Here is a 13,938-nt window from a genome sequence, read left to right as displayed (position 1 = left end):
CTCTCGAACAGGGGCCCGACCTACGCCGCCGGCTCCGGCCGCGCGGCGCTCACGACCCGGCGCAGCCGGACCAGCGCGCTGGCGCAGTCGCCCGGTGGCAGCTCGGGCAGCGGGAGGCCGAAGGCCATCAGCGTCGCCCCCGACCACTCGCGTCCGGTGTCCTCGTCGCGGTAGCGGGCCCCTGGCTCCAGGCCGCGCAGGCGCAGCGGCGGCTGCGGGGGGCCGTACGCGGTGCTGGGCCGCCAGATCAGGACGACCGTCCGGTCGTCTTCGACGTACTGCACGGCCGTCAAGAGCCCGTCCTCGGGTGACAGGAGGCGGAACTGCTCTCCCCGCTGGATCACGGGACGGATCTCCTTGTATGTCCGGACGAGTTCCGCGGCTTCGGCGAGTTCGGCGTCCGTCCAGCGGGTCAGGTCCCCTCCGAGGCCGAGGACTCCGGCCATGGCGCTGTGGAAGCGGAACCGCAGCGGCACCACCCGTCCGGTCAACGGGTTGGGGCTGTCGGTCACCCAGGCGGACATCACACGCGCCGGATAGAGCTGGCTGAAGCCGTGCTGGATGCGCAGGCGGTCCACGGCGTCGGTGTTGTCGGACGTCCACACCTGGTCGGTGCGGTGCAGGATGCCCACGTCGACGCGTCCGCCGCCGCCCGCGCAGGCCTCGATGCGCAGCCGGGGGAACTCCGCCCGCAGCTGGTCCAGCACCCGGTACAGCCCTCTGGCGTGCTCGATGTGCACGCGTCTGGCGTCGGGACCGCCGGCGTGGCGGCCCGCTTCGGTGAACGACCGGTTGAAGTCCCACTTGAGGAAGTCGACCGCGTTCTCGGTCACCAGTCGGCGCAGCCGTCCCAGGGCCCAGTCGGTCACCTCGGACCGGGAGAAGTCCAGCACCATCTGGTGGCGCAGCTCGGTGGTCGTGCGGTCGGGCAGGTGCAGGACCCAGTCGGGGTGGGCGCGGTACAGGTCGCTGTCGGCGTTGACCATTTCGGGCTCGACCCAGAGACCGAAGGCCATGCCGAGGCGGTGCACCTCGTCGGAGAGCGGACGCAGCCCGCGCGGGAACCGCTCCGGGTGGGGTGTCCAGTCGCCGAGTCCCGCGCGGTCGTCCTCACGGCCGCGGAACCAGCCGTCGTCGAGCACGAACAGCTCCGCGCCGACGGCGGCGGCACGGCGGGCAAGGGCGATCTGGTTCTCCTCGCTCACCTCGAACCACGTGGCCTCCCAGGAGTTGTAGAGAACCGGCCGCAGTTCCTGCGCGTGCGGCAGGACGTGCGCGCGCAGGTGGCGGTGGAAGGAACGGCTCGCGCCGCCGAAGCCGTCGCTGCTGTACAGGGCCGGGCTGACGGGGGTGCGGTGCCGGCCACCGGGTCTCAGGTTCAGTTCGGCACCCTCGTGTCCCTCGCCGACGAGTACGCCGGTCCGGCCGGCGGCCGTGCGCTGGGCGCTGATGCGCCAGCTGCCGCTCGACGCGAGCGCGACGACCCAGACCTCACCGTGCTCCTCGCCGGTGTCCCGGGGGTCGAGGGCGATCCAGGGGCTGGCGTGATGTCCGGTGTGGCCGCGCCTGCTGCCGAGCGTCGTCTCGCCGAACGGCAGCCCCGACCGCTGGAGGCGGCCCTCGGCGGACCATTCCCCGTGGACGGCGCTCAGCCGCCAGTCGGGTCGCTGCGGGAGCGGCCAGTGGGCGCAGGCGTACCGGGACAGCAGGACGTCCCCGTCCTCCGGCGTTCCCGTATGCGCGATCTCCGTCCACCGCTCCACCACGTCGCCGTCCGACGGGACGCGGTAGTGCAGCTGCCAGGCCAGCGGCCGGGTGCGGTCCCGCAGGTGGACGGCCACGTGGTCGTCCCCGAGCAGGACCACGTCCTGGACCCTCGGTTCCACTGGACTGCTGCCGTCGGCGAAGCGCACCTCGAGGGCGGGCGCGCCGAAGCGGGCGCCGCCGTCGACCGGGTACTCCTCGGTGCCGTCCCAGGGGCCGGCGAAGCTGTTGTCGTTCTCGCTCCACAGGGGCAGCGCGACCGCGTCGGCGAGCGGGACGGGGGCGCCCCAGTGGACGTGCCGCACCGTGCCCGCGGCACGGTCCACTCGGAAGACGTAGGCGCTCCGAGCGGTGCGCAGCAGCACGGTGCCGCTGTCCTCGTCGATCCGCACTCGGCGACGTGGCGCGGTGGGCGACGACGGGAGCGCGGGCTCCGGAAGTGTGTTCACGTGACCGATCCTCGTACTTTCCAACAGATGTGGCGGGTACGTCAGTACAGCGGAGAGGAAGGGTCCTCGCGGACGACGGCCACTCCCCCGGGCGGCACCACGGCCCGCCCGTCGGTCACCTCGGTGCCGGCGAGGCCCGCTCCCGCCACGGACACGGTGACGGTCTCCTCCGTGTGATTGACCAGGAACAGATAGGAGTGCCGGTCTCCCACGCGGCGCACCGCCTCCAGCCCGGGCGGCGCCTCGACGACGGGGGTGATCCCCGCTTGCCGGCACACCGTGCGGAGCAGCTCACGCAGCGCCGGTACGGGCAGCCGGCCGGCCGCGTACCAGGCGGTGCCGTCGCCGAAACCGTGCCGGGTGACCGCCGGGCCACCGCGGGCGGGACCGCCGTCGGCCGTGTCCGCGTAGCGCGACACCGTGGTGCAGCCCCGGGGCTCGACGCGTTCCGTCCACTGCTCGACCGCCGTTCCGTCGGCGAGCCGGGCGTGCTCGCCCGTCCGCAGGGGCAGGAACTCGTCCACGACGAGCCCGAGCACATCCCGCAGGGCCCCCGGGTGACCACCCGGCCGCACCCGGTCGCAGTCGTCGACGAGCCCGCTGAAGCAGCCGACGGCGAGCCGGCCGCCGCGGTGGACGTACTGGGTGAGGTTGTCGGCGTCGTCGTCGGACAGCAGGTACAGATTGGGGGCGACGACGGCCCGGTAGGGCGTGAGGTCGGCGCCGGGTGGTACGAGGTCGCAGGTGATGTTCATGGTCCACAGCGCCTCGTACCAGTCGCGGACCGCGTCCAGGTAGCTGAAGGCGGAGGACGGTCGGGCCTGCAGTTCCAGGGCCCACCAGTTGTGCCAGTCGAACAGCACGGCCACGTCGCCGTGCACCCGGGTGCCGGTGACCTCCTTCAGCGAGGCCAGCTCCGCGCCCAGGGCACTGACCTCCTTCCAGATACGCCCGTCGGTCCCGCCGTGCGGGAGCATCGCGGAGTGCCACTTCTCGGCGCCGGCGCGGGACTGCCGCCACTGGAAGAACATCAGCCCGTCCGCGCCACGGGCGAGATGGGTCAGGCTGTTGCGGCGTGTCTCGCCGGGCTTCTTGGCCACGTTGACGGGCTGCCAGTTGACCGCGGAGGTCGAGTGCTCCATGAGCACCCAGGGGCGGCCTCCCGCCATGCCGCGGGCGAGGTCCGCGTTGAGCGCCAGGTCGATGTGGCCGTCGGGGTCGGCGGCCGGCAGGTAGTGGTCGACGGCGACGAGGTCGCTCTGGGCCGCGAAGGCGTAGCCGTCGACCTTCTTCTCCAGGGTGCCCATCACGTTGGTGGTGATCGGCACGTCGGGGCTGATCCGCCGCAGCAGGGCGGTCTCGGTGATGTGCCGGGTGAGCAGCGCGTCGGAGGAGAAGCGGCGGTAGTCGAGTTCCTGACCGGGGTTGCGGAAGGCGGTGGTGTCGCGGGGCGGGTCGATCTCGGCCCAGTCGCCGTAGCGCTGGCTCCAGAAGTCGGTGCCCCAGGCGTCGTTGAGCGCGTCAGGGGTCTTGTACCGCTCCTGCAGCCAGGCGCGGAAGGCCTCGGCGCTGGTGTCGCAGTAGCACAGGGCGTTGTGGTTCCCCCACTCGTTGTGGACGTGCCACAGGGCGAGGGCGGGGTGGTCGCCGTAGCGGGTGGCGAGTTCCGTGACGAGCGCGTCAGCCGCCTCGGCGTAGGCGGGGCTGCTGGGGCAGAAGACCTGCCTGCTGCCGTGGACGAGACGGGTGCCGGAGGCGGTGACCGGACGGGCGTCGGGGTGCCGGCGGGTGAACCACGGGGGTGGTGCGGCGGTGGGGGTGGCGAGGTCGACGGCGATGCCGTGGGCGTGCAGCAGGTCCAGGACCTCGTCGTGCAGGCTCCAGTCGTACGTGCTGGGCCGGGGCTGGATGCGGGACCAGGAGAAGACGCCGACGGTGACGAGGTTGACCCCCGCCTCGCGCATCAGGCGGACGTCCTCGCGCCAGACCTCGCGCGGCCACTGCTCCGGGTTGTAGTCGCCACCGTAGGCGATCCCACCGAGTCGGCGGGTCACGTCGGCCAGGGGGTGGTTCACGATTTCACGGCTCCAGCGGCGAGTCCGGCGCGCCAGTAGCGCTGCAGGAGGAGGAAGGTCAGCACGATCGGCACGACCGAGACCAGGGCTCCGACGATGGTGAGGGTCTGCAGTTCGGGCAGGCGGCTGGTCTGCGACTGCCAGGTGAACAGGCCCAGGGTGACGGGGTAGAGCTTCTCGTCCTGCAGCATGATCAGCGGCAGCAGGAAGTTGTTCCAGATGACGACGAACTGGAACAGGAAGACGGTCACCAGCGCCGGGGCCATCAGGCGCAGCGCGATGGTGCGGAAGATGCGGAACTCGCTCGCGCCGTCCATACGGGCGGCCTCCATCACCTCGTCCGGAACGGACGCGGCGGCGAAGATGCGGGAGAGGTACACGCCGAACGGACTGACGACGCTGGGCAGGAAGACCGACCAGAACGTGTTGGTGGCGTCGAACTCGGCGAACATCAGGAACAGCGGCAGGGCGAGCGCCGTGGCCGGGACGAGGACGCCGCCGAGGACGACGGAGAAGACCGCTTCGCGTCCGCGGAAGGTGTACTTGGCGAGCGCGTACCCGGCCGCCGCGGCCAGCAGGGTGGCGACGGCCGCCCCGGCTCCCGCGTACAGCAGGCTGTTGAGCAGCCAGCGGGCGTAGACGCCGTCCTGCTGGGCGAACAGCGCGGACAGGTTGTCACCGAAGTGCCAGTCGGCGGTGAGGAATCCGGGCGTGGTGACCAGGTCGCTCTGGCTCTTGGTCGACGAGACGAGCAGCCAGTAGACCGGCAGCAGCATGTAGCAGGCGACCGCGACCATGAAGGTGACGGTGAGGACGGTGGGCAGGCCGGTGCGTGGCCGCCGCCGGCCCGTGCCGGCGGCGGGGGCGTGGGCGCCCTCGGTGCGGGTGAGGAAGCTCATCCCTGCCTCCTGGAGGTGAAGCGCAGGAACGCGAACGACAGGACGAACGTGACGAGCGCGAGGACGACGGACAGGGCGGCGGCCTCGCTGTAACTGTCGCCGGAGGCGAGCGAGTACGCCGCGATGTTGGGGGTGTACGTGCTGGTCACGGTGGTGGAGATGGACCGGAAGACCTGCGGCTCGGTGAACAGCTGGAAGGTGCCGATGATGGAGAAGACGCCGGTGAGGATCAGGGCCGGACGGATGATCGGGATCTTGATGCGCAGGGCGATGGTCCAGCCGCTCGCGCCGTCGACCCGGGCCGCCTCGCCGATGTCCGGGGGCACGGCCTGCAGGGCGGCGTAGATGATCAGCATGTTGTAGCCGGTGTACGTCCAGGTGACGACGTTGGCGATGGACCACAGGATGGCGTCGGGGCCGAGCAGGTCGACGTGCGCACCGGCCGACCTCAGCAGGTCCACCACGGGCGACAGCCGCGGGTCGTACAGGAACGCCCACATCAGGGCGGCGACGACGCCGGGGATGCCGTACGGCACGAAGTAGACGAGCCGGAAGAACCGCTTGGCGCGCGCGACCGCGGAGTCCAGCAGCAGCGCGAGCACCAGGGACAGCAGCAGCATCACGGGGATCTGCACGAGGGCGAAGCCGAGGACGCGCAGCAGGCTCTCGGCGAAGTAGTCCTCCCCCAGGACCCTGCCGTACTGCTCGAACCCGGCGAAGACCGTCTCGGTGCGGCCGAAGGTGCCGCCGGTGCGTTCGGTCTTGTGCAGGCTCTGCCAGAAGGCGTAGCCGACGGGGACGAGGGTGAACAGGACGAAAGGGATGAAGAAGGGAGCCAGAAAGGCGTAGGGGGCGAGAGTCCGGCGCGGCCGACGGGGAGGCGAGGAGGGCATGGGTCACTCGGCCACGTCGAGCGACTGCTTGCGCAGGGACTCGGCGCTCTGTTCGCCGGTGTTCTTCAGCACGTCGCCGAGGGTGTTCTCGCCGGCGATGGCGTTCGCCGTGCCATCGCTGAGGAAGCGGTAGGTGTCCGTCATGGTCGGGCCCCAGGTGAAGTCGGTGTCCACCTTGGCGGAGGCCTGGGCGAATATGTCGAAGATCTTCTGCTTGCCGTAGAAGTCGACCGGCTGCTGGAGTGCGGGCAGCTCCAGCCCGTCCTTGGCGGCCGGGTAGAGGCCGCCCTCGCGGTTGAGGATCTCCAGCGCCTCGGGGTCGGTGTTCAGCCACAGGGCGAACTCGGCGGCCTCGGCGGGGTGCTTGGTACCGGCCATCACCGTGGTGGTGGAGCCGCCCCAGTTGCCCGCCTGTTCCTGCCCCTCCTCCCACTGCGGCATCGGCGCGACCGCCCACTTGCCGTTCGTCGACTTGGCGTTGTCGCGGATGGTGCTGTACCCCCAGGCGGCGCTGATCCAGGTGACCACCTCGCCGGAGTTCCACGCCTTGTACAGCGCCGGGGAGAAGCCCTGCAGGTCGGTGGCGACGAGCTTGGCGTCGATCAGCTTCTGCCAGTAGTCGGCGACCTGCCGGCTCTCGGGCCGGTCGACGGTGACCTTCCAGGTGTCGCCGTCACGCTCGAACATGGTGGCCTTGTTCTGCCACAGCAGGCCGGTGAACCAGTTGGGGTCCGTCTGGGAGAAGTGGGTGATGTACTTTCCCTCCTCCTTGATCGTGCGGGCCTGCTCCGCGTACTCCTCCCAGGTGGTGGGGGGCTTGAGGCCGAGCTTGTCGTAGACGTCCTTGCGGTAGAACAAGGCCATGGGGCCGGTGTCCTGGGGAACGGCCCAGACGCCGTCCTTGCCGTCGGCGCCGAACTCCACCTGCGACCAGGTCCAGTCGACGAACTGGCTCTCCGCCTCCTTGACGCCGGCGCAGGAGGAGATGTCCGTCAGGCCCTCCTTGAGCCGGAAGCTCGCCAGGGAGTCGTACTCGACCTGGCCGAGGTCCGGGGCTTTGCCGGCCTTCAGGGCGTTGGACATGTTCTGGTAGGTGCCGACGTTGCCCGAGGGGGTCGTTTTCAGCTTGACCTGGATGTCGGGGTTCTCCTCGTTCCAGACGTCGACGGCCTTCTGCATGCCCGGGACCCAGGACCAGTAGTCGAGCGTGACTTGGCCCGAGGCCGGCGTGCAGGAGGTCTCGCCCCCGCCGTCGGCCTTGTCGCCACCGTCGCCTCCGCCGCAGGCGGTGAGCGCGGTCAGGGCCAGTACCGTTCCACCGATCACGCAGCGTCTGGCCAGGGATGTGCGATCACGCTTGGTCATGGGTTGCTCCTTGCACCGGGGTCCGCTCCGTCGCGGCAGTGGGCAAACGAGATCTCAAGAATCGACCAGAGTCAATACCTCGGGATCAACTCATGGGCCACGAAGCCTCTTTGTTACCCGTCGGAAGCGTTGATCCGCGCAACTGGTTAGGCGTTGACCTGCGGTTTCTCGATCTGACCGTGAAATGCACGCATCCATATCGCCTTGCGGAATCGATTACGCTACGGTGCTCGTGGAGCACGCATGATCCTCTCTCGTGGCGCCCTGATCGGCTGTCCGCCCTCACTCCAGTGGCTGGTCAGGGCTCCGGCGGAGCGAAATGCGGGTGCGAATGAGCCGGTTCGCACTCATATACTTGTGCGGGCTCATGGAGGGGGAGGCGGAGACAGTGAAGCTTGCTGAGGCACTGGCGGAACGTGCGGAGGCGACGCGCCGGGTGGAACAGCTCCGAGCACGCGTCGTCGACAGTGCGCGGTATCAGGAAGGGGAGACACCCGCCGAGGATGCGGCTCAGCTGTTGGCTGAGGCCGGTGAGGTGCTGGACGCCCTGGAAACGTTGATCAGGCGGATCAACCGCACCAACGCCACCGTGGAGATGGGTCCGGACGGCACGCTCACCGATGCCCTTGCACGCCGGGACGTCCTGCGGCTGCGTCACTCTGTGGTCACCGCGGCGGCGGACGCGGCGGCGGGCAAGGGCGAGCGCGGATACGGCCGGCAACTGCGGTCCGAGCTGCTGATGCTCTCCGCGCTTCCAGTCGCGGAACTGCGCGGTCAGGCGGATGTACTCGCCCGGGAGATCAGGGAGATCGATGTGCGGATCCAGCGTACGAACTGGGAAGTCGATCTGCTGACTGAGTAGTGCAGCAAGCTGGAACGATGTGGAGCAGGTAGCAGCTTCGGAGGCGTGCACACACCGAGGGCCGGCGGTTTTCCGGCCCACTCCTGGCGCGTGAGGAGCAACGCGGGGGTTCGACTCCCCTTTGACAGCGCAGCTCAGCACCGCGTACAGGTAATGGTGCACACCGCACAGCACATCACCACGTGCAGATCCGAGGCGGCGAGGGCGGGTTCGGGGCTTTCCACATCGCACATCCATGGAGCACGGTGACCTGTGGCAAGAGGAACCCCGGCCGTCGCACGGCCGGGGTTCCTCGATGCGGTGGTGTCGGTCAGGAGACGGAACCGGTCCCGCCGCGAACCGCTCGCCCACACCTCTGCGGACCGAGCCACAGAAGGGTCACCGTGAATCGGGAGGGTCAGCGTTGCAGGGTGAGGACGCCCGGCCGCCACGGCAGCCGGTTGTACTCGCCGCCCGCGGCGGGGTCCTTGCCCTGGTAGAGGAACTGCAGATTGCAGGGGTCGATGGTCATGGTCTGGTCGGGGTTGTTGCGGACCAGGTCACCGTGGCTGATGTCGTTGGTCCAGGTGGCGCCGCTGTTGGCCTTGCCCGCGAAGGGGTTGCTCTCAGTGGCGGCCTGCGGGGTCCACGCCCCGTTCAGACTGGAGGCCGTGAAGGAGCGGAAGTAGCGCCCGTTCGCGCCCATCGCCTCAACGATCATGAGGTACTGGTTCTGGCCCTGGACCTTGTAGACCTGCACGCCCTCGAACAGGTTGGCCTTCGTGTCGCTCATGATCGTCGTGTAGGACGATCCGAAGTTGCCCGGGAAGTTCCCGATCGGCATGCTCGCCCGATAGATCTTGCCGTTGTCGCCGGCGAAGAACAGGTACATGTTCTGGCCGTCGGCGATCAGCGTCTGGTCGATCGGGCCGGTGTCGGAGCCGGAGATGCTCCCGGTGAACAGCGGCTGCGGGGAGGACCAGCCGTTGGGGTTGGTGGGGTCACTCGACGTGCGGTAGATGAAGGGCCACGAACCCCACTGGTACGCCAGCACCCAGATGTTCTTGGGCGCGAAGTAGAACAGCGTGGGCGCCACCGCGGCCTGGTTCATCGCGCTCTGGCCGGCCGACGCCATGTCCGACCAGTTGGTGAAGGGGCTGAACATCATCGAGCCGTACGACGATCCCGAGAAGTTGGACGCGTAGACCAGGTGCTTGCCGTTGTGCGTCACGGTGGTGAAGTCCTTCACCGCGGCCCATCCGTTCGCCGGCTGGGCCAGTACGCCCGTCGAACTCCACAGGTACGTCGACGGAAGGGAACACGGGCCGTCCGTCGGCGGCGTCCCGGACAGGCCGGTCCACTTCTGGTTGCTGCCGCCGGTGCACGTCCACAGCTGCACCGCCGCGCCGTTGGCCGTACCGTTGTCCTTCACGTCCAGGCACAGCCCGGACTCCACGCCGACGACCGTGCCGTCGGAGTTCACCCGCCACTGCTGGTTCGCGGCACCGCTGCAGCTCCAGATCTGCACCCGGGTACCGGCCGTGGTGGCGTGGCCCGGAACGTCCAGGCACTTGTCGCCGTACACGGTCAGCTGACCGGCGTCCGTCAGCGTCCACTGTTGGTTGGCCCCGCCCCAGCAGTCGTAGATCTGCAGGTACGTGCCGTTGGTCTGGTCGGCGCCCAGCACGTCGAGACACCGGTTCGAACCAATACCGCGCAAGGATCCACTGGTGGCCGCCTGGGCGGCGGTGGTGGCGACGAGCAGTGCCGCCAGGGCGGCCAGGGCCGCAACCACGGCGGCGAGCACCGCAGACGGATGCCTGCGGCTCGAACTTCCTCTGAGCATGGAAACGTCCTCAACCTCGAGACGAAGGGAGCACCGACAAGGAATTGGCAGGGACATGACACAACAGGCAGGACGCGTACGCGGCACGGCTCCTTACTGCTCCACGTTCGGGCGGCGCGCCCCGGAGTCGCCCTGCTGCGCGATGAAGCGAGTCGACTTATTCGATATACCGAACAGAAGACGAGGTATCGAGCACCTGAATGATAGGGAGCCGACGAACGGCGTCAATACCCCTCGCACACGTCGCCGTCGATATCGAAAGATTCGCCATTCCCCATGCGCGAAACATCGCAGGTCGCATCACCGGGGTCCGATACGTGACGCGTCTACCCCACCTTTGAGCCGCCCCGGAGGGCGGCACCGAGGGGCCAGTGCTCCCCTCGCGAAGAAATCGAAAGTTTCGAATATAGATCTGAAACTTTCTTTGCACAGAGGATTGACGATGCATCGTCAACGCCTCGATCATTCCTGTCTGGAAAGCCGCCCACAGCTCGACCCCCGAACCACACCATCCTTGGGCAATCCGCGCCGCACGGCGGCTCCGCGCCCCCGTCGGCGACGCGATCCCCTCGCTCCAGTCCTACCGTGATGTCCACTTTGGAGGCACAGCAATGGGCTCGTACGCCCTTCCCAGATCCGTTGTCCGCCGGAAGATCCGCGGCTTACTGTTCGCGCTGGTCGTCGGCGTCACCGGTACGGCCACCGCACTCGTCACGCCGCCGACCGCACACGCCGCCGAGAGCACGCTCGGGGCGGCGGCGGCGCAGAGCGGCCGCTACTTCGGCGTCGCCATCGCCTCGGGCAGGCTGGGCGACTCGACCTACACGTCGATCGCCAACCGTGAGTTCAACTCGGTGACGGCCGAGAACGAGATGAAGATCGACGCCACCGAACCGCAGCGGGGTCAGTTCAACTTCAGCGCCGCCGACCGCGTCTACAACTGGGCGGTGCAGAACGGCAAGGAGGTGCGCGGTCACACCCTGGCCTGGCACTCCCAGCAGCCCGGCTGGATGCAGAGCCTCAGCGGAAGCGCACTGCGCCAGGCGATGATCGACCACATCAACGGTGTGATGGCCCACTACAAGGGCAAGATCGCGCAGTGGGACGTCGTGAACGAGGCCTTCGCCGACGGTAGTTCGGGAGCCCGGCGAGACTCCAACCTGCAGCGCACCGGCAACGACTGGATCGAGGTCGCCTTCCGCACCGCACGCGCCGCCGACCCTTCCGCCAAGCTCTGCTACAACGACTACAACGTCGAGAACTGGACTTGGGCCAAGACCCAGGCCATGTACAACATGGTGCGGGACTTCAAGCAGCGCGGCGTGCCGATCGACTGTGTCGGCTTCCAGTCGCACTTCAACAGCGGCAGCCCCTACAACAGCAACTTCCGCACCACCCTGCAGAACTTCGCCGCCCTCGGCGTCGACGTGGCCATCACGGAACTCGACATCCAGGGCGCCTCGCCCACGACCTACGCCAGCGTGGTCAACGACTGCCTGGCCGTCTCGCGCTGCCTCGGCATCACCGTCTGGGGTGTGCGCGACAGCGACTCCTGGCGAGCCGAGCACACGCCGCTGCTGTTCAACAACGACGGCAGCAAGAAGTCCGCCTACACCTCCGTCCTCAACGCGCTCAACGGCGGCGGCTCCACAGAGCCTCCCGCGGACGGCGGGCAGATCAAGGGCGTCGGCTCGGGCCGGTGCCTGGACGTGCCCAACGCCAGCACCACCGACGGCACCCAGATCCAGCTGTGGGACTGCCACAGCAACAGCAACCAGCAGTGGACGTACACCGACGCGGGTGAACTCCGGGTCTACGGCGACAAGTGTCTGGACGCCGCCGGCACCGGCAACGGCGCCAAGGTCCAGATCTACAGCTGCTGGGGCGGCGACAACCAGAAGTGGCGCCTCAACTCCGACGGAACCGTCGTCGGCGTCCAGTCAGGCCTCTGCCTCGACGCCGTCGGAGCCGGCACCGCCAACGGCACCCTGATCCAGCTCTACTCCTGCTCGAACGGCAGCAACCAGCGCTGGACCCGCGCCTGACACGACCTGCCACGCCAAGATCGCCGATGCCCGCGAGGGTCGCCGCCGTACGGCGGCGGCCCTCGCGGTCGGCATGCTCGCCGCGGTACTCACCCCTGCGGGGAGGCTGCGGGCATGCCGGGACGCCGGCCCGCTGCTGTGTGACCATCCGGCGATTCACTCGTTTGAGTCGTCAGCAGGAGCAGCTTCCGCGTCCGTGAAGGGCATCGCCTCATGTCACTCAGTCGGTACCGCAGCACGGTCGGCGCGTCCGGTACTCGGGTCCAGCGGACGGAAGCCGTGTTGGTGGAGCAGTACGGCTCCCTCGTGCGCCTCGCCTACCTGGTGCTGCCGGCCTCCGCCGGCAGGCATCGCCGCGTCCTGCTGGCTCACTCGCTGGTGCAGCGGGCGCTGCCGAAGGTGCCGAAGGCGGCGGGGCGACGCCCCCGGGTGCCCGCACCGCGCGGGGTGCCCGACGCGGACACCGACGGTCTCCGCGACGAACTGCGCGTCGTGGTACTGCGCGCCGCGCTCGGCGTCGGAGGAGGCCGGAAACGGTGGCCGCGCCGGCGTACGGCACCGCTGGGGCCGCTCCGGCTGCCGATCGTGATCGGGCTGCGCCTCTTTCCCCGCTCGGGCAGCGCCGAGGATCTGGCGACGGCTCGGCTGCTGGCCCAGCAGGCGCCGTCCGTCCGGGCCGCGTTCGTCCTGCACTGCCTGGACCGACTGCCGCAGGAGCGCGTACAGGAGATCCTGGAGGCCGCCGGGGCAGAGCATCCGGCCGACGCGCTGCGCCAGGCGGAGCGGCTCCGGGACGGCGTGGGCGCGCCGGCGCTGCGCGACACCGTTCCGCCCGGCCACAGCGAATGGGACGCCTGCACGGTGTGGGCCCAGCCGACGGATCTGCTGCGCCGCAGGACGGGGCGTGCACCGAACGGCACCCGACTTGTGGGCCGACACGTCACGCGTCGACTTCACCGCTTGGCCGGCCCGCGGTGAGCGGACGGACGACGACGAACTGGTGGCCCGCGCGGTGGGGGCCTGGGCACGTCCGGCGCGCAGCTCGCCCAAGGTCTCCGTCGCCACCGGGACGCCCGGAGAACCGTTGGCCGCCTCCCCTCAACTGCTGTACGCGGGCGAGGTCGAGGGGCGGGCCGTCGTCATGCTGTACGACGGCCGCCGCCTGGCCAGGTACGCGGAGCCGGACGGCACGAAGAGCGGGACCCCGACGCTGTCGGTGGCCCGGGCCGACGACGCGGACGTCACCACCTCGGCCGCGATCACCATCTCGGCGGGCGGCGGATCCGCACGGTACCTGCTCGCGCCGTGGATCGCGGAAGCGGGGAGCCGGGACCTGCTGCGCCCCGACGACGCCGCGCACCGTCTCGAGGTCTCCGCCCACGGCGTGACCGTACCCGTGCCGACGCCCCGAGCAGGCTCCTCCTGTCAGCAGTGGCCGGTCCTGCAACTGCGGTCCTCGCCCCGCATCGTGGAGGACCACTCCTTCCTCCTGGCCGACCTCGGTGGCCTGTCCCCCGTGCACCTCACCTACACCCCGCTGCCGAAGGCCGGCGCTCCCCCGGCACGTCAGCCTAGGGAGGCGACCGGCGGTGCGGCCCTGACGGCCTGGTCCCGGCTGGCCTGTCGCCTCGGTGACCGCAGCGACGGCGCGGTCCGCGACGTGAACCTCTGGGACTTCGCCGAACAGCGCCTCCCCCCAGAGCGCCGGGCCGGCCGTCTGGTCGTGCTCCCGTTCCGTCACCTGGCACGGCGGCGGTGACG

Annotated in this window: 10 protein-coding genes; 4 read left to right on the top strand and 6 right to left on the bottom strand. The window is 69.6% G+C overall.

What is annotated here, in order from left to right; translation table 11 throughout:
- Positions 1-20 precede the first annotated feature (20 nt).
- The 5 genes from ACFIF2_RS25790 to ACFIF2_RS25770 are packed head-to-tail and all read right to left on the bottom strand — an operon-like array spanning position 21 to position 7,445.
- A complete protein-coding gene (locus tag ACFIF2_RS25790) occupies positions 21-2,213 on the bottom strand; it encodes an alpha-galactosidase (protein ID WP_395575617.1) in 2,193 nt (730 codons plus the stop codon).
- A gap of 41 nt (positions 2,214-2,254) precedes the next feature.
- Positions 2,255-4,288: a beta-galactosidase gene (locus ACFIF2_RS25785; RefSeq protein ID WP_395575616.1), complete on the bottom strand. Its 2,034-nt coding sequence runs from the start codon at positions 4,286-4,288 to the stop codon at positions 2,255-2,257.
- Positions 4,285-5,187 carry a carbohydrate ABC transporter permease gene (locus ACFIF2_RS25780; RefSeq protein ID WP_395575615.1) on the bottom strand — a complete coding sequence of 301 codons (903 nt, stop codon included), beginning with the start codon at positions 5,185-5,187 and terminating at the stop codon, positions 4,285-4,287. Before ACFIF2_RS25780 ends, ACFIF2_RS25785 begins: the two co-directional genes overlap by 4 nt.
- Complete coding sequence (locus ACFIF2_RS25775; protein WP_395575614.1) at positions 5,184-6,080, bottom strand: carbohydrate ABC transporter permease; 897 nt, start codon at positions 6,078-6,080, stop codon at positions 5,184-5,186. The genes ACFIF2_RS25780 and ACFIF2_RS25775 overlap by 4 nt, the downstream gene beginning before the upstream one ends.
- A gap of 3 nt (positions 6,081-6,083) precedes the next feature.
- Positions 6,084-7,445 (bottom strand): ABC transporter substrate-binding protein, encoded by a 1,362-nt coding sequence (locus tag ACFIF2_RS25770; protein WP_395575613.1) that lies wholly within the window; start codon positions 7,443-7,445, stop codon positions 6,084-6,086.
- 388 nt (positions 7,446-7,833) lie between these two features.
- Here ACFIF2_RS25770 and ACFIF2_RS25765 point away from each other — a divergent pair, with 388 nt between their 5' ends.
- Positions 7,834-8,307 (top strand): DIP1984 family protein, encoded by a 474-nt coding sequence (locus tag ACFIF2_RS25765; protein ID WP_395575612.1) that lies wholly within the window; start codon positions 7,834-7,836, stop codon positions 8,305-8,307.
- A gap of 397 nt (positions 8,308-8,704) precedes the next feature.
- Here ACFIF2_RS25765 and ACFIF2_RS25760 read toward each other — a convergent pair whose 3' ends face one another.
- On the bottom strand, positions 8,705-10,132 hold the full coding sequence (locus ACFIF2_RS25760; protein WP_395575611.1) for a non-reducing end alpha-L-arabinofuranosidase family hydrolase: 1,428 nt from the start codon (positions 10,130-10,132) through the stop codon (positions 8,705-8,707).
- A 611-nt stretch (positions 10,133-10,743) separates the two neighbouring features.
- On the opposite strand from ACFIF2_RS25760, the gene ACFIF2_RS25755 reads away from it, so the two are divergent.
- The 3 genes from ACFIF2_RS25755 (at position 10,744) to ACFIF2_RS25745 (ending at position 13,936) form a co-directional block, all read left to right on the top strand.
- Positions 10,744-12,177, top strand: a complete 1,434-nt coding sequence (locus ACFIF2_RS25755; RefSeq protein WP_395575610.1) for an endo-1,4-beta-xylanase — start codon at positions 10,744-10,746, stop codon at positions 12,175-12,177.
- A gap of 213 nt (positions 12,178-12,390) precedes the next feature.
- Entirely contained in the window at positions 12,391-13,155 is a 765-nt protein-coding gene (locus ACFIF2_RS25750) for a hypothetical protein (RefSeq protein WP_395575609.1), read from the top strand.
- Positions 13,082-13,936 (top strand): hypothetical protein, encoded by an 855-nt coding sequence (locus tag ACFIF2_RS25745; RefSeq protein WP_395575608.1) that lies wholly within the window; start codon positions 13,082-13,084, stop codon positions 13,934-13,936. Before ACFIF2_RS25750 ends, ACFIF2_RS25745 begins: the two co-directional genes overlap by 74 nt.
- Positions 13,937-13,938: the final 2 nt, after the last annotated feature.

It is taken from the genome of Streptomyces sp. BK79 (assembly GCF_044142145.1).
GTDB lineage: Bacteria > Actinomycetota > Actinomycetes > Streptomycetales > Streptomycetaceae > Streptomyces.
The sequence above is the reverse complement of the archived record's forward strand: the minus strand, read 5'-3'. Positions and strand labels throughout refer to the sequence as shown.